Annotated in this window: 10 protein-coding genes; 6 read left to right on the top strand and 4 right to left on the bottom strand. The window is 73.2% G+C overall.

The features are described from left to right. Positions 1–468: 468 nt before the first annotated feature. The 4 genes from ACFC1R_RS31055 (at position 469) to ACFC1R_RS31040 (ending at position 10465) form a co-directional block, all read left to right on the top strand. Positions 469–3336 (top strand): BTAD domain-containing putative transcriptional regulator, encoded by a 2868-nt coding sequence (locus ACFC1R_RS31055; protein WP_375944283.1) that lies wholly within the window; start codon positions 469–471, stop codon positions 3334–3336. A gap of 527 nt (positions 3337–3863) precedes the next feature. Then, on the top strand, positions 3864–4178 hold the full coding sequence (locus ACFC1R_RS31050) for a trypco2 family protein (protein WP_375944281.1): 315 nt from the start codon (positions 3864–3866) through the stop codon (positions 4176–4178). 16 nt (positions 4179–4194) lie between these two features. Next, positions 4195–10068: a trypsin-like peptidase domain-containing protein gene (locus ACFC1R_RS31045; RefSeq protein ID WP_375944279.1), complete on the top strand. Its 5874-nt coding sequence runs from the start codon at positions 4195–4197 to the stop codon at positions 10066–10068. A 61-nt stretch (positions 10069–10129) separates the two neighbouring features. After that, positions 10130–10465 (top strand): hypothetical protein, encoded by a 336-nt coding sequence (locus ACFC1R_RS31040; protein WP_375944277.1) that lies wholly within the window; start codon positions 10130–10132, stop codon positions 10463–10465. Between the two features lie 106 nt (positions 10466–10571). On the opposite strand, the gene ACFC1R_RS31035 is transcribed toward ACFC1R_RS31040, so the two are convergent. Both ACFC1R_RS31035 and ACFC1R_RS31030 read right to left on the bottom strand, forming a co-directional pair. Continuing rightward, entirely contained in the window at positions 10572–11456 is an 885-nt protein-coding gene (locus ACFC1R_RS31035; protein ID WP_375944275.1) for an aldo/keto reductase, read from the bottom strand. A gap of 14 nt (positions 11457–11470) precedes the next feature. Then, on the bottom strand, positions 11471–12412 hold the full coding sequence (locus tag ACFC1R_RS31030) for an NAD-dependent epimerase/dehydratase family protein (protein ID WP_375944273.1): 942 nt from the start codon (positions 12410–12412) through the stop codon (positions 11471–11473). Positions 12413–12482: 70 nt separating this feature from the next. On the opposite strand from ACFC1R_RS31030, the gene ACFC1R_RS31025 reads away from it, so the two are divergent. Next, entirely contained in the window at positions 12483–13394 is a 912-nt protein-coding gene (locus ACFC1R_RS31025) for a LysR family transcriptional regulator (protein ID WP_375944271.1), read from the top strand. A 168-nt stretch (positions 13395–13562) separates the two neighbouring features. On the opposite strand, the gene ACFC1R_RS31020 is transcribed toward ACFC1R_RS31025, so the two are convergent. Both ACFC1R_RS31020 and ACFC1R_RS31015 read right to left on the bottom strand, forming a co-directional pair. Continuing rightward, a complete protein-coding gene (locus tag ACFC1R_RS31020) occupies positions 13563–13685 on the bottom strand; it encodes a hypothetical protein (RefSeq protein ID WP_375944269.1) in 123 nt (40 codons plus the stop codon). Between the two features lie 454 nt (positions 13686–14139). Further along, positions 14140–14493, bottom strand: coding sequence for a VOC family protein (locus ACFC1R_RS31015; RefSeq protein ID WP_375944267.1), 354 nt, complete (start codon positions 14491–14493; stop codon positions 14140–14142). 357 nt (positions 14494–14850) lie between these two features. Between ACFC1R_RS31015 and ACFC1R_RS31010 the strand changes: the two genes are divergently transcribed. Then, positions 14851–16176 carry a PP2C family protein-serine/threonine phosphatase gene (locus tag ACFC1R_RS31010; RefSeq protein ID WP_375944265.1) on the top strand — a complete coding sequence of 442 codons (1326 nt, stop codon included), beginning with the start codon at positions 14851–14853 and terminating at the stop codon, positions 16174–16176. Positions 16177–16719: the final 543 nt, after the last annotated feature.

Below are 16719 nucleotides of genomic sequence, written 5' to 3'. Positions count from 1 at the left end.
CCAAGAACGCCTCGGTGGCGGTCCTTTGGCGCCCGGGAGCGGGTGCGCCCTCGCGGTGGCTCGGGTCCGGTGGTGCCGTGGCCGTCGCCGCCGGCAGCGGCACCCGCGTCGACGGGCGGGCACGCTCCGCCGGGAGGCCGACCTGTCCACCATGCGGACGGTGGACGACACACCAGGCGCGGACGACCGGACCTCCGGCCCGTTCGTCGTACGATTGCGTGCCGCCGCCACCGGACGCCGATCACCGGCGACACGGCGGCGTGGCGGCGGATGTGAACGGGACGCGTGCGAACGGTGCGCCCGTGACAGCGCGCCAGCCATGGCCGATCCGCCGCGCCGCATCCCACCGCCGTCCGACCCGCCCTTCGGAGGGCGGCGTCCGCGCCGTGTGGGGACGCCGCCAGGCGGGCGCACACCGACCGCCGGTGGACACCGCGGGCACGATCACGGCCGTGTGAGGGAACTCGGATGACAGGCACGGGGGAGCGCAGACAGGTGGACGGACTGAAGGTCGAGGTGCTGGGCCCGCTGCGGGCTTGGCGCGCCGGCAGTGAGCTGGACACCGGCTCGGCCCAGCAGCGCGCGGTCCTGGCCGCCCTCGCGCTCCGCAGCGGCCGGGTGGTCTCGGTGGAGGAGCTGTCGCAGGGGATCTGGGGCTGGAATCCGCCCGCCAGCTCGGCGGTGGCCCTGCGCAACCACATCTCACGCCTGCGGGGCGCGCTGGAGACCGAACCCCGCGCGCCCCGGCTGCTGGTCTCGGTGGCCGGCGGCTACACGCTGCGGCTGGACGAGGACGCGCTGGACGCGGCCCGCGCCGAACGGCTGGCCGCCGAGGCCGAGCACGCCGCCAGGACCGGCGACCGGCCCGAGGCCGCCCGGCTGCTGGACCAGGCGCTCGCCCTCTGGGCGGGCGTTCCACTGACGGGTGTGCCCGGGGAGTACGCCGAGCGGCAGCGCGAGCGGCTGGCGGAGCGGCGCCTGGCCCTGCTGGAGACCTGGCTCGGCCTGGAACTCGAACTCGGCCGCCACGCCCGGGCCGTCGCGGAGCTGACTGCGCTCGCCGACGAGCACCCGATGCGCGAAGGCCTGCGAGCGCTCCAGATGCTCGCCCTGTACCGCTCCGGACGCCAGGCCGACGCGCTGGCCGCGTACGACCGCACCAGACGCACCCTCACCGAGGAACTCGGGCTCGACCCGGGCCCGGAGCTGGTACGGCTGCACCAGCGCGTCCTGCGCACCGACCCCGAGCTGGCGGCACCGGGCGCCGAGCCGTCGGCGCCCGCCGCACCGTCGGTCACGGCCTGGCTGCCACCGGCCCAACTCCCCCTGGACGTACCCGACTTCACCGGGCGCACCGAGACGATCGCGGAGCTGGACGAGGCGCTGGCCCGTCCGGCGCACGGTATCGGCACGGCCGCCGCCGTCTGCGTCGTCCACGGCATGGGCGGGGTGGGCAAGACCACGCTGGCCGTGCACGCCGCGCACCGCTCCCGAGGCTCCTTCCCCGAGGGGCAGCTCTACGCGGACCTGCGCGGGGCGAGCGCCAAGCCGGCCGACCCGTACCTCGTCCAGGGCCTGTTCCTGCGGGCCCTCGGCGTGCCGTCCGAGAACATCCCGACCAGTCCGCCGGAGCGCACCGCGCTGTACCGGACCAGGCTGGCGGGCCGCCGGCTGCTGATCCTGCTGGACAACGCGGCCGACACCGAGCAGGTGGAGCCGTTGCTCCCGGGCACCGCGGAGTGCGCGGTGCTGGTCACCAGCCGGGCGTCGCTGACCTGCCTCCCGGTCACCAGCCGCACCGCTCTCGAGCCGTTCACCGAACGGGAGGCGCTGGACCTGCTGCGACGGATCACGGGCACCGCCCGGCTGACCCGCGAACCGGAGGCCGCCCGGGCCCTGGTGCGCACCTGCGGCCTGCTGCCGCTCGCGGTGCGGATCGCCGCCTCCCGGCTGGCCGCCCGACCCCGGTGGACGGTCGCCTCGCTGACCGACCGGCTGGCGAACCGGCCCCGGAGACTCTCCGAACTGGAGACGGGCAGCCTCGCGGTGGACGCGGCCTTCCAGCTCGGCTACGCCGCTCTCGACCCGGCGCAGGCCTGGGCCTTCCGGCTGCTCGCCATCCCCGAGACGCCCGACCTGTCGCCCGGTACCGCTGCCGCCGTGCTGGACTGCAGCGACGTCGAGGCGGAGGAGGTCCTGGAGTCGCTGGCCGACGCCGGGCTGCTGGAACCCGGCGACCCGGGCCGGTACCGCTATCACGACCTGGTCCGGCTCTTCGCCCGCCACCGGACCCTGGAGGCCGACCCGCCCCAGGAGCGGCAGGCGGCCCTCAGCCGGCTGGCACGCTGCCACCTCGCCGGGACCAGCGCCGCCCTGCGCAGCGAGCGCCCCTACACCAGGCTCGCCGGCGCCCTGAACCCCGGGCTCGCGGACGGCCCGCAGTTCACCAGCCCGGCCGAGGCCCAACGCTGGGTGATCGAGGAGCTGGCCGGGATGATCGGGCTGGCGACCCAGATCCTGCAGCACCCCACCCGCCCGGCGGGCCTCGACGACGCGCGCGTGATCACCGCCACGCTGACCGCCATGGTCCCGTTTACGGACCTGTGCATGCCGTGGCGCCTGGTGCTGCCGATCGGCCAGGCCCTGCTCCGGATCGCGGAGCAGGCGGCGAGCCCGGAGGTGGCCGTCAACGCCGGCGTGGTGCTCGCCGTCGCGTACGCGCACACCGGAAACCACGCGGAGGCCCGCGAGGCGGCACTGCGCGCCTGGCGGACCGGGGAGCACCGGAACGACGGCGTCTTCCCGCACCGGCTGCGCTACACGATGGGCGCGGTGGCCGCGCTGGACCCCGCGTCGGTGGACGAGGCGGTCGTCCACTTCGAGCAGGCCCGCACGCTCGCGCACGAGGCCGGCGAAACCAGCTTCGAGGCACAGTGCGCCCTGGGTCTGGCCCAGGCCCACCTCTCGCGGAACGACCACGCCGAGGCACTGAAGGAGGGACAGGCCGCGCTCGCCCACTTCCGCGCCACCGCCTGCCACCTCCCCACCACGCTCGCGCTGCGCGCCCTCGGCCTGGCGCTGCACGGCCTCGGCCGGCACGACGACGCCGTGGCGCGGTACGGCGAGGCCCTCGCCCTGTGCGACACCCACGGCCTGCGGAGCCAGCACGCCGCCACCCTGCTGGCCTGTGCCGTCGCACACCTGGACGCCGGACGGCCCACGGAGGCGGATGCACTCGCCGGCCGGGCCGTGGGCCTCTTCGCCGATATCGGTGACCTTGCCGGGCAGCAGCGGGCCCAGGACGTGGTGCGCCGCGCCAGGTCGATGAGTCTTTGACGGTCAGTCAAAAACGCTTCCCCGCCTTGCCCTTGCCCTTGCCGCAGGCCTAGGTCGCCCTGCCCGGGCCGCCGCATGCGGGTGCCCGTGGAGGATCCCGGCGACGGCTTGCCGGCGCGCGGTCCGGGCTGCGGGCAGGGGGATGGTGTCCGGGGCGTCGTGGGGCGCAAGCCGGCTTCGGCCCCGGTGCGCCCGGTGGGGCGTTGATAGCGGCGGGCACGGGTGCGGAGGACCGTGGCGCCCGGTCGGCCCCTCGCTTCGGGGGGACGCGTCGGTGATCCGGGCGGCGCGGGTGGCATGAGCAGGCGGCCGCCTCACCGATACCGACACACCTTCACTGAACGCAGCGGCGGTCCTCGCCGCCCATGGTTCGGATGTCAAGGACCGTCGCTGTGTCCTGAACGTTCCCACATGTCGGAACCGCGCCGAGCGGTGCCGGCGAACCGCCCGTAACCGATCCTTGCTGATGCCTCATCACATCGTGGAGACTGTGCTGCACGAGATTGCTGTGGGGAGCAGTCGGGAAGATGGGGGCAACAGTGGAGATCGGGCTCGCGGACGCGCTACGGGCGCTGCGGCAGGAGCTGGCCGAGGCGATGGCGGACGGCGAGGGGAAGCCCGTACGACTGGCGGTGGAGTCGGTCGACCTCGAAATGCAGGTGACCCTCTCGGCCTCGGCGGAGGCCAGCGGTGGGGTCAAGTTCTGGGTCCTCACAGCCGGTGCCAAGGCCGCGGGCAGCACCGGTGCCTCGCACACCGTCAAGCTGCAGTTGAAGGCGGAAACGGCCGACGGCGGCCGGGTGCTCACCGCCAACCCGGATCGGCTGCGGTTGAACGACTGAGTGCGGGGCGCTGCGCATGTGGGTCGAGCGCGACCGGGTGGTGCAGATCGTCGGCCGCGGGCCGGAGCCCGGGGAGCGGTACTTCGTCGCCACCGGCTTCCTGCTGACCGGCGACCTGGCGATCACGGCGCGGCATGCAGTCCACGAGCCGGGGTCGTACGAGGTCCGGTCGCGTGCCCAGCCGGGTGCGGCCGAGCGGCCGGCACCCGTGCAGGTGCAGCACGTCCTGCTGCACCCGGACAGGGATCTGGCGCTGCTCGTGCTCGACGCCGACCCGGACGGCCTGCCGCCGGTCCGCTTCGCCCGGATGCCCGTGGGACTCGGCGGAGTCGGGTTCCACGCCGTGGGGTTTCCCAGGTTCGCCGTCGAGGACGGCCGGGTGGGCAGCCGGCAGGTCGACGGCACCATCCAGCTCGGCTCCGATCGGGAGGGCCACCGACTGGAGCTGGCTATCACCAGTCCCGAACCGGAGACCCCGGGACGAGGGGCGGACGGGAGGCCCCGCTCGCCTTGGGCCGGGTACTCGGGCGCGGGCATCGTGACTGCCGAGGGCGGGCTGCTCGCGGGTGTGTTCAGCAGCCACCACCTGCCCGGGGGCCGGCAGAGCGTCTCCGCGATCGATGTCTGCGACCTGGACGATCCTGCGTTCCTACGGCAATTGAGGCGTCATCAGGTCGACCCCGAGCCGGTCGCCGTCCCGTTGCCGGGGCATGCGGGGGTGCCGCTGCTGAGCAGCATCCTGCCGCACCAGGAGGTGCTGGGACGACTCACGGCCCGACCGAGCCGTTCCTTCCTGTTGGACCAGCGGCTCTCCTACGTGAGCCCTGGACCGGAGCACGCGGGCGAGCCGGCCCGGTTGCTGGCCGACCTGGCCGACCTCGACACCCCGGATGTCCTGCTGGTCGGTGCGGCCGGTACGGGCAAGACCCGTACCGCCTTCGAGGTGGCTGCACTCGCCGTGCGGTCCGGCTGGCACGTGCTGCACGTACGGCCGGACAGCTCGATCACCGTCGAGGAGCTGGCCCGGGCCGTGCTGGGCCGAGGGCACCGGCAGGTGCTGTTCGTCCTGGACTACCTGGACACCTACACGCAGCTCGATCTGCGCAAGGTCGCGGCCGAGCTGAAGCCGGAGGCCGCGCGGCAGGGGATCACGCTGGCCTTCCTGGGCTCGATCAGGCCAGGTGGCCGGGCCGCTGTCCACCATCGCCATGCCCTCGACCTGTTCCGCGAGGTGCCAGTCCGGGCCGATCCGGCCTACCAGGCGGAGGTGGTCGGACGCATCCTCGCCGAGGTCGCGCCGGAGGCCGAGAAGCGCTGGGGTGCGCCGGCTCTGGCCGAGGCCTGCGGACCACGCCCCGCCGTCGCGCTGCTGATCGCGCTGGGCATCGAGCAGCGACTGGACACCGCCGCCGCCCTGGAGCTGCCTCGGCTGCGCAGCGGTGAACTCCTGCCCTGGTTGGACCTGCGCCTGCGCGAGGACGGGCTGCTGCCCGGGCGGCCCGAGGATCCGCACAGCCCGTTCGCGATGGCGGAGCCGGACACCGTCCAGCTGGCCTGCGCGGCGGCGATCGCCGCCTGCCCGCAGCCGCGTACCGCCGTCGAGACCGCGGTCGCCTCACTGCTGGCCCTGCGCCCCGATGGCGACCGCTGGACCCCCGCGGTGATCCTCGGCACGCTGCTCTCCCTCGGCTGGCTCCAGGAGGCCGACGGGCAACTTGAGCCACTGCACGATGTGGTGGCGGACACCCTGCTGCACGCGGTGCTGCTGCCGCAGCCGTCGCTGACCGTCCACGAGGGCGCGGCCCGCTGCCTGTTCGCCGTCGCCCGGCGTTCGGCCACCGCCCTCGGCCGGTTCGCGGCCCACCTGCGCCGGCTGGCCGCGGACCTGGAGCTGAACAGCACCGGCAGTGATCTGCTGACCGGCTTCTGCGACGGCTGGCTGGCCGAGCACGCGGCCGGAGTCGGCGAACTCCTCGCCACGGCAGGCGAGGAGGGCGCGCACGCACTGCTCACGCTGCTCAGCGGCGCGCCCTGGTCCGGTGCGGTCGGCGCGCGCTGGAACGTCGTGGTCAGCCCGTGGTTCGGTGGCGCCGCGACCGAGCGGGCCGGACGGGTCTTCCTCACCGGCGCTCTGACGGCCAGTCCGCCAGCCGCAGCCGGGCGGATCGTCGCCGAGGCTCTGGGCTGGCTGGACGACCACCGGCGGCGCCCGGACGCCGACTACGTCATGTCGGCGCTGCTCAGCTACTCCTTCCTGGCTCCCGAGCAGTGCCGCAGGCTGGTCGGGTACGCCACCGAGTGGGTCGGTCTCCACCAGCGCCGGGAGCACACGAGTTTCCTGCTCACGGCGCTGCTGCGCCGCCAACTGCCGCCGCAGCAGCGGGCGTCGGTGGTGCAGCTGGCGCTGGCCTCGATCGACGGGCCAGAGTCGGCGGCGGCCAGCTTTCTGCTGTCCGCCCTGGTCCGCAGCTGCGGGTTCTGGGCACCCGAGCTGCGGCCGGCCGTCGGGCGGACCTTGGCCTGGCTGGCCGACCACTGCACGCAGCCCGAGGCCAGCTTCGTGTTCCAGCCTCTGCTGCAACGCCGCGATCTGACCGCTGGCGAGACCGAGCACCTGATCGGGCTCGCCCTGGAGTGGCTCGCCGTGCATGGCACCGACCACGAGGCCCGCTTTCTGCTGCACCGGCTGATCGGCACGAGCAACCTCCCCCAGCGGAGGGTTCCCGAGGTCGCCACCGCCATCTTGCAATGGATCACCGGCCGGGAGGGCACCACGGCTGCCCGGTACCTGCTGGTCGATCTGCTGCGTCGTACGCCGCTGGACCCGGAGGTCGTCCGTGCCGCTGTCGGACGCGCCCTCACCTGGCCCGACACGGACGCTGGGCAACGGCTACTGCCCGCCCTGCTCGCCCGGCGCGATCTCACCGACCTGGAGCAGCGCACGGTGATCGGCCGCGCCCTGCGTCGGCTGGCGGAGCGGCCGGACGGCAGCCCGGCGGGGTTCCTGATCGCGACGATGCTGGCGCAGCCCGGCCTGACCGCCCAGGAGCGGCAGCGCGTACGCGGCGCCGCCGACGCTTGGCTGTCCACGAATTCCGCGGACGGCCCGGGGTACGACGCGATCCTCAACCACCTGATCCAGGACCCGCAGTGGCCGGAGGGCACACGAGAGCACGCTGCCCGGTGGGTGGCGGCCAAGGCGGCAAAGGAGCCCCAGGCGGCTGCCCCGGCACTCCGAGTGATCCTGCGTCAGGGCCACCCCGAGCTCGGGGACGTGCTGATCGACGGCGCCCTGGCCTGGTTGGCGGAGCACGGCCGCTCGGTCCACGCGTACCAACTGCTGCTGGCCCTGGTCGGGCGGCCCGATCTGACCGAGGAGCAGTCCATCGCCGTCGACGGGCGGATCATGGTGTGGCTGCGCACCAACAGCCTGCCGGAGCCGGCCTTCGCGACGGCGCTGCTGGCCGCGCTGTTCGGTACCGACCGGTGGCAGGGCGAACGGACGGCCTCTACCCTGCGCAGGACGCTGGCCTGGTCGGAGGAGCGGCTGCCGCAGGCCTCTGCACGGATCATGTTGCCGCTGCTGTTGAGCCACGAGGAGCTCGCGGACGACCGGTCACAGGTGTTGATCGGCCACGCGGCCGGTCTGCTCGGGGAGTACCCGGACGATCCTCGGCTGATCCGCGCGCTGCTGGACCACGACGGCACCGGCGCAGAGCACCACCGCGTAGCGGTGGACGCGGCGTTGGCCTGGTTGGGCGATCACGGCACCGAACCGGACGCGTCCCACCTGCTCCGCCCGCTGCTGGCATCCGGCCGGTCCGGCTCGGCGCAGTTTCGTGCGGTGACGGATCACGCGCTGGCCTGGCTGGACGAGCACGGGAGCGATCCCGGTGCCTCACACGTCCTGCGTCCGCTGGTGCAGCAGGAGAGCCTCGGCGTGGAGCAGGCCCAACGCACCGTGGCTGCCGCACTGGCCTGGCTGGCCGACCACGGGGACACCGGAGGGTCGCGCCACCTGCTGCGCGCGGTGCTGCACCGGTCCGAGGTCACACCGCAGCAGCTGCGCGCCCTCACGGACCTGGCGCTGCGACGGCTGGAGGTCGGCCGCCGGGATCCGCAGGCGGGGGCGGACCTGAAGACGCTGCTCGACAGCGAGCGCTCCGCGGAGGCGCTGGCGCCCGTTCTGGTCTGGCTGGACAGCTGCCCCGACCCCGTCGCGGCGAGCGTGGTCTTCGAGGTGTTGCTGAAGCGTGACGAGCTCGACGCCGAGCGGCGGGCGCGGTACAGCGCCTCGGCCCTCGACTGGATCCGGCAGCATCCGCAGGACCCCGCGCTCCGGCTCGTCCTGTCGACGCTGCTGGCCCAGCCGGACCTCCCCGATGACCACGCCCGGGCGGCGGCGAACGCCACGCTGCACTGGCTGCGGACCCAGCTCGACCGCCGGCAGGTGGTCACCCCCACCCGCCACGGCGAAGCCGTCCGGCTACTGCGGTTGGTCCTGGCCCGGACGCCGGACGGCCGGCTGGCCACGGACGCACTCGAACTCTCCCTCGACCTCGCCACCCAGTCCCTGACGCGTCCGGGCACGGGCCCACTCCTGCGCACCCTGCTCGCCCGGCGCTGGGAGGCCGAGCAGGAGCGGCTGATCGCCCACCTGGCCGGTCGCTGGCTGAAGCACCACGAGCACGCACCGGCGACCCAGTCCGTCCTGACCGCACTGCTCGCCCGAGGTCGGATCACGCCGGATCACGCGGACTGGGTGGTGAACTTCGCGCTGCGCTGGCAACGGGCCAACCCGCGGGCACAAGCCGGACACCTGGTGCTCAGCGCCCTGCTGATCAGCGAGGTGCGGACCCCGGAGCTGACGGACCGGATCCTGGCCGAGGTCTGGGAATGGCTGGCGGGCGACCACCGCCCCGCCGAAACCGGCACCGTGCTCCAGGCGTTGCTCGCCTGCACCGGGCTGGCCGGTGCTGCCAGAGCCCGGGCCGTCGCGGCCGCCAGCACCTGGCTGGACGGCCAGGAAACGGGTGAACCAGCCTCGGCCGTCCGTACCCTCCTGGCGACGCACAGCTCTTCGGAGGCGCTGATCGAGGCCTTACTGATGGACGACGGCCTGTCCGCAGACACGGCACACAGCCTGCGCTGGTTCCTCCGCCGCCCTGGGATCACCGACCAGCGGATCCAGCGTGTGACCGAACACCTGCTCCACTGCTACGAGAAGGCACCGACCAAGGCCAACCGGGCGATCATCGCCGCCCTGCCGGCCGGCCCCGCCGTGGATGGTGTGCTCAGCTGGCTGGAACGGCACCTCGACTCGTCGCAGGCTCCCACTGTCCTGCGCCTGTTCTTCCCGGACGGCGAGCTCACCCGTGCCCAGCCGGCCCGGGCGGCCCGGGTCAAGCAACCGGTGACGCTCCTGATCCTGCGCCGGTACCTCGACAGGCCCGCCACTGCGGCCGATCAGCCGGACCAGTTGATCGAGGCCGCCGTGGCCAGCATCACCGCCCGGTTCGAACGGCCCGCACTCGAGGTCCTGGACGCGATCCTCTTCCGCCCGGAGACCACCGACGGCCAGATCCAGCGTCTCACCGAACACGCGTTGCGCCGCTTCGACGAGGCTCCCACCAAGACGAACCGGCCGGTGGTCAACGTCCTGCTGGCCGACCCCCGGTCGGGTCCGGCGGTGGCGGCCGCGCTGGCCTGGCTGGCCGATCACCGTTCGTCCGCTGCCGCGCCCACCGTCCTGCGGACGCTGTTCCGCAAACCCGACCTCTCCGCCGCGCAGGCGCGTGCCGCCGCCGACCATGCGCAGGCCTGGCTCGCGGCCGCCCCACCCGACGACCCGGGCCGGGCCACAATCGCTGAGTTCCTCGCTCCCGGGTGATGCGCACCGGGTGACAGCGGTGGCGCATGGTGGCCGTCGGCCGCCGATTCGTGCGCCCCCGGTGACTGTACGCACCCGGCACCGCGCCTTCGGGGACGAACGGCGCGCGGTGCGTTACCCGCGTCACGACTCAGCGGCGGAGCCGGACGGTGAAGCCTCTGGCGCTGGGGTCGCGACGCACGGTGCCGAGATCGATGCCCAGGTCGGTGGCGGCGTGGCTGTCCGCGACAACCTGCTCGACCGGATCGCCGAAGCCGCACGAGAGGGCTGGCTCGGCGAGGTCGAAGGGCTCAAGGTCAGCCTCGCCGGAGCCGGGTGGAAGCTCGTCCAGATCGGTCGGCGCAGCCGGACCAGCACAGTTGCTGACCTCGAGTCCCTCACCTCGCCAAGCCCCTGACCGACGGTCGAGGAGGGAATCCACCGCGATCAAGTTCTGGAGAGGTGTCATCACATACCGCTGGGATGCTGGACAGCCAGTCGGGATGCGCGGCTTTGAGGGCGTCTCAGCCCGGCAGCGCAGCCTCGAGCTGCGCCAGCTCCGCCGTGCTCAGCTCGACCTGCACGGCCTGGGCCGAGTCCAGGATGGAGGCCGGGCGGCTGGCTCCCGGCACCGGGATCACCACCGGGGAGCGGGCCAGCAGCCAGGCCAGGGCGACCCGTTGCGGGCTGACGCCGTGCTCGGCGGCGATGTGGTGGAAGGCGGTGCCTGCCGAGGTCGGGCCGGAGGGGCCGTCGAGGGAGCTGCGGGAGATGCCGCTGAGCGGACTCCAGGGCAGGAAGGCCAGGCCGAGTTCGGTGCTCAGCCGCAGCTCGGGCTCGCTGTCGCGGACCGCCGGCGAGTACTGGTTCTGCACGCTGACGAGCCCGTTGCCGAGGATCGCGTGCGCCTCGCGGATCTGGGCGGTGGTCACGTTGGAGATCCCGGCGGCACGGATCGTGCCGGCGTCGAGCAGCTCGCGCAGTGCGCCGACGGAGTCGGCCCAGGGCACGGCCGGGTCCGGCTTGTGCAGCTGGTACAGGCCGACGGCCTCGACGCCCAGGCGCTCGGCGGAGGCTTCGGCCGCGCGCTTGAGGTGCTCGGGACGGCCGGTGACGGTCCAACTGCCGTCGCCGGGGCGGCCGCGGCCACCCTTGGTGGCGACCAGGACGCCGGAGGTGTCGCCGCCGTAGCGGGCCAGGGCGCGGGCGACGAGGAGCTCGTTGTGGCCCACCTCGTCGGCGTGCCAGTGGTAGCTGTCGGCGGTGTCGACGAGCGTGACCCCGGCGTCGAGCGCGGCGTGGACGGTGGCGATGGCCCGCGCCTCGTCCGGGCGGTGCTCGATGGACAGCGGCATGGCGCCCAGGCCGACGGCACTGACGGTGGTGTTTCCGATGCTGCGGTGGTGCACGGTGACCCCGTTCCTCAGGCGGTGCGGACGGCGGATGCGGTGAGGGCTTCGGCGACGGCGCCGGGCAGCCAGTCGGTGGTGCGGGAGAAGGAGAAGCCCAGACGCTTGGCGCGGGCGTTGCTCATGGCGTAGTGGCGGCAGAAGGAGAACGGTGAGGCGGTCTCGCCCCGGGCGACGGTCCGGTACACGGGCTGCCGCCCGGTCCGTGCGGCAACCACGGCACTCAGGTCGCGTACGTCGAGCAGGCCGTCGGAGCAGGCGTTGATCGGGCCGGTGAAGTCGGCTGCTGTGGCCGCCCACAGCAGCAGGTCCGCCAGTTCCTCGTAGTGGATGAAGACCGTGGGCAGTGCCTCGGCGTGCACGGTGACCTCTTCGCCCCGGGCGATGCGCTCGACGTAGTGCGCGAGCCGGCCGGTGAACTCCCTTGCGCCACCGCCGAGTACGTGGGCGCTGCGTACGGAGGCGAACTCGAACCCGGCAGCCCGGGTGAGGACGGCCTCCGCCTGGCGCTTGCCTTCGGCGTAGTGCGCCTCCAGGTACGCCTCGTCGTGCCAGGGCAGATCCGTCGACACCGGCCAGGTGGACGGGTCCACGGTCTCCTCCGGCACCGGGGTGGCCGTCGGCACGGCGGTGAGCGCGGCGGTCGCCGGGTCGTAGACCTCGATCGTGGAGGTCATGACGTAGCGCCGGGTGCGGCCGCGAAAGGCTCGGGCGGCGGTGGCGGCCTGCACGGGGGTGTAGCAGACCTGGTCGACGACCGCGTCGAAGGTGCGGGTGCCGAGCGCGGCAACGAGGGCGGCTTCGTCGTTGCGGTCGACGACGAGGTGCTCGACCCCGGCGGGCGGCCGGGTGGAGCCGCGGTTGATCACGGTGACCTGGTGGCCGGCGGCCTGCAGGCGCTTCACCAGGAGCCTTCCGAAGTACCGGCTTCCGCCGATGACGCAGATCTTTTGCATGCCCCCATCCTGAAGACCTAGTGTCACCAGCAGAAGTACTGACTTACTGGAAACGCATTAAGGTGAACTGTTGATCGATGTGCAGCGGCTGCGTGTCCTGCGGGCGGTGGCGGAGCGCGGCAGCTTCAACCAGGCGGCCACCGCCCTGCACCTCACCCCCTCGGCCGTCTCCCAGCACGTTGCCGCTCTGGAACGCAGCCTCGGCGCCCAGGTCGTCGCCCGCAGCACCCGTGGCGTCACCCTCACCCGGGCCGGACAGATCATGGTCGCCGCCGCCGAATCGGTCGCCGCCGAGCTCGAACACGCCAAGGCGCAGGTCGACCGGCTCGGCAGCGGACGCACCCAGCTCACCATCGCCACCTTCACCACCGGCGGCAGGTTGCTGCTCCCCGGTGCGCTCGCCCGGCTGACGGCGGCTCACCCCGACACCGTGCTCCATGTCAGGGAGGGCGAGCCCGAGGACAGCCTGCCCCTGGTCCGTCAGGGCGCCGTCGACCTCGCGCTCGCCTACCACTTCGACGGCCCGCTGCCCGGACGGCAGGGCCCAGGCTCCGGCCTGGAGTGGACTGCGCTCATGGAGGACCCGCTGCACGTCGTCCTGCCGGAAGGGCATCGTCTGGCCGATCGCGAAGCGCTCGACCTCGCCGAACTGGGGGCCGAGCCCTGGGTGCTCGGCTGTCGCAAGACCGAGGCGTACCTCCGCCGTTACGCCGAGCGGGCCGGCTTCGACCCGGAGGTGCTCGGCACGACCACCGACTACTTCTTCGCCCGCTCGCTCGTCGCCGCGGGCATGGGAATCTCCCTGATCCCCTCCATCGCACTGAACCCCCGGGTGCCGGGCCTGCGCACCGTCCCGATCGAGCCGCCGGTCCCGACCCGGCACATCGGCGTCGCCACGATCAGCCGCCGACGCGACCACCCCCGGGTCATGACGCTCATCCAGGCCCTCCACGATCAGGCAGCAGAGCTCGACGGGGTGTGAGCACGGGCCGGACCGCGCCGCACGGAAACGGATGTTCGCGAAACGCGGAGATCGACACGACGTTCCTGCGGGTCGTGCTTCTCGCGCGGGTCCGGCGCCTGGTGCGCCGGTCGTGGCGTGGCCGGCGGCAGAACCTTCTGCCGCCGGCCGGGAGTTCGGGGTTGCCGGTCAGTGGGTGGGAGGGGTCCAGTCGGTGGGCAGACCGGACTGGGCGAGGACGGCGGCCAGGCTGTAGTGGTCCTGGTCGGAGGCGATCCTCTCGTGGTCGTCGAGGTCGAGGAGGGTGGTCATCGGCACGGCGAAGGCCTCCGGGGTGAGTGGTCCCTCAGCCAGGCGAAGTACCGGTGGGGTGCCGCGGTGAACTCCTTGGACAGGATGCTGAAGCGGGGATCGACCACGGCGGACCTCTCGGGGGGCGGCGCGCGGGGAGCGCCGGGGTGACAACGTGCTTCGGTGACGGCGGGTGACTGCGGGCGGCGGGATGGTGGTCCAGACCGATTGTCGTGCGCACTATAACCTGAAGATCCGTCGGCACGAGGGCATCGGTTCCGGGCCACGGGTGGTTCGTACCAACCGAGTTACCACACCGTGGGAGGAGCCGCGAGTTCGGCGAAAAGCCGGCCGAGGTGCTCCCGTGGCAGCCCGCAAAAGGCGTCACGGGACATGGCCGCACTGGCCTGACGGAGAGTCACACCTCGACGACCTCGATGGCCACCGGCACGTCACCGCCTGCGTGAACACGCGGTCAGGCGGGCTGCCACAGCTCGATCCGATTGCCCTCGGGATCGGTGACCCAGCCGAACCGGCCGACACCCTCCAGGTCCTGCGTCTCCTCGGCCACGTCCGCTCCCTTGGCGCGCAGTTGCGCGAGCATCGCATCCAGGTCGCGGACCCGGAAGTTGAGCATGGTCCGCTGGGCGCGGGACCCGAAGTAGTCGGTCGCGGACTCGAACGTCGCGAACACCGTCGGCCCGGCTCCCTGACGCCACAGGCCGTTCTCATCGGCGTCCAGACCCAGGCAGTCGCGGTACCAGGCGTTCAGGGCCGCCGGATCGTCAGCCCGCATGAAGTATCCGCCGATTCCAAGCACGCGTTCCATGCCGCCATCCTGCCAGGACGGCGATCGGGCGGGCCGGCACCGCACCGTCGCCCACGGCTGGGCCCCGCCGCCGGATTCGCGGGTCCGCACCGTCGACGACCTGCGGGACGCACGACCGCAGCTGTACGCGTTCGCCCGCGAGCCGGCCGCGAAGGCCGGGACCTCCGGGGTGTCGGTACCTTCGCCGCTGCCGGAGCGTGAACAGCCCCCGTCGTGCACGAGCCTGCCGGAGACGGCGGCGGGAGTCCTCGACGCGAGACGGCGGGAGGGATGTGACGGCGCGTCCATCGGGACCGGCGCCGACCCCCGTCGGCCCGGCGGCGTCGAGATCGGCCACGAGGCCACCGGTCGACGGTGATGACGGAGAAGCGAGGGGACTCCCCGAAGCCGCACGTACCCGAGGTGCGCCTGCGACTGGGCGTCGAACTGGAGCAGATCGCCGAGCAGCTCAAGTCGCTGGCCCGCGCCCAGGACCAGCTGAACGACCTGTACGAGGCCGTCCTCAGCCGGGACGTCGACCTGCCCGTCATGCTGCGCCTGATCGTCGCCACCGCGATGGACCTGGTCGGCGCCCGCTACGGTGCGCTCGGCGTCCTCGACGAGGAAGGCGAGTACCTCGCGCTGTTCGTCCCGGCCGGGCTGTCGGACGAGGAGATGGCCGACCTGGCCGACGTGGAGCTTCCGCACGGCCGCGGCCTGCTGGGGCACCTGATCGCCCACCCCGAACCACTGCGCGTCGACGACATCTCCGCACACCCGGACTCGGCCGGCTTCCCGCCAGGCCATCCGCCGATGCGCACCCTGCTCGGAGCCGCGATCAACATCCGCGGCAGGACCTACGGGGACCTGTACGTCTCCGAACGCCGTGACGGACAGCCCTTCGACGCCCACGACGAAGCACTGATCATCGCGTTGGCCGGCGCAGCGGGACTGGCCATCGACGACGCCCGGCTGTACGAGCAGTTCCGCCTCGACGCGGAACAGTTCCAACGACTGCTGCTTCCCCGGCTACCCGACCTGCATCCGTTCGACGCGGCCGCCGTCTACCGGCCCGCCGCCACCCCCGGCCACGTCGGCGGCGACTGGTACGACGCCCTCCTGGCGCCGGACCGGGCCTGCGCGCTCGTCATCGGCGACGTCGCCGGACACGACCTGCAGGCCGCCGCAGCCATGGCCCAGATCCGCAACATGCTGCGCGCCCTGCTCTACGACCGACGCACCCCGCCCAGCGCCGTCCTCCTCCAGCTCGACCGGACCCTGCACGCCATCACCGACAACCCCGTCACCACCGCGTGCCTCGCGCGCATCGAACCCGGGGAACACGGCGGATGGGTGCTCCGCTGGAGTACCGCGGGCCATCCCCCGCCGCTGCTCCTCACCCCGGACGGTCGGGCCGACTACCTGCACGCCGACCCCGATCTCCCCCTCGGCGTGGACACCGCCCAACCGCGCCACGACCACACCCGTCCGGTGCCCCCGGGTGCGACGGTGGTCCTCTTCACCGATGGGCTCTTCGAGCACCCGCACCACTCCGTCGAGGCGGGCCTGGACCGCCTCGCCGCCCTCGCCGCCACCCATGCCGCCCTGCCACTGCAGGACTTCGTGCAAGCACTGGCCGACCACCACCCCAGCGACGCCCACGACGACATGGCCGTCCTCGCCCTTCGCACGCCTCCCGCCTGACCGCACCGGGCCCCGCCGGGCTCCGTCGTCCCGTCTCACGTGCTGCGCCTACCCTCCGTCGCCGCAGCGCCACCCGGCACGCCGCGGGTGATGCGGGACCGGACCGTCGGCCCTGGTGCCGACGCTCGTCGGCTCGATGCGCCGTCCTGCATGCGGTGCTGTCCGGGGAGCGCACGAGGACTCCGAGGCCGTCGGGTGCGGGCGGTCGGGCGCGGGGGATGGCGACGAGTTCCGCGCCGGTGCCGACGGTGACGGGCTCGGCGTGGGCACCGGCATCGCCTCGGCTCTCGTACCGGTCAGGGTGCGGGGCCGCCACAGCTGACGACTCGCGGCGGTGACACCGGCCCTCGGCGCGGTCGGCCGGCGAAGGGGTGCGGGATTCCCCCGGGTTCCACGGTGCGTTCCTGCTCGGGGCCCGGTTGCGGCCGGGCCCGGTGGCGCTCTTATGACAACGGCATTGACGTGTGACGGTGCCGCCGGTTTCATGGCTCGCACTTCCCCCACACCCCCACAGCCAAGGCGGTGATCCGTTGGCATCGACGG

Source organism: Kitasatospora sp. NPDC056138, from assembly GCF_042264695.1.
GTDB lineage: Bacteria > Actinomycetota > Actinomycetes > Streptomycetales > Streptomycetaceae > Kitasatospora.
This window is presented reverse-complemented; position numbering and strand designations above follow the sequence as displayed.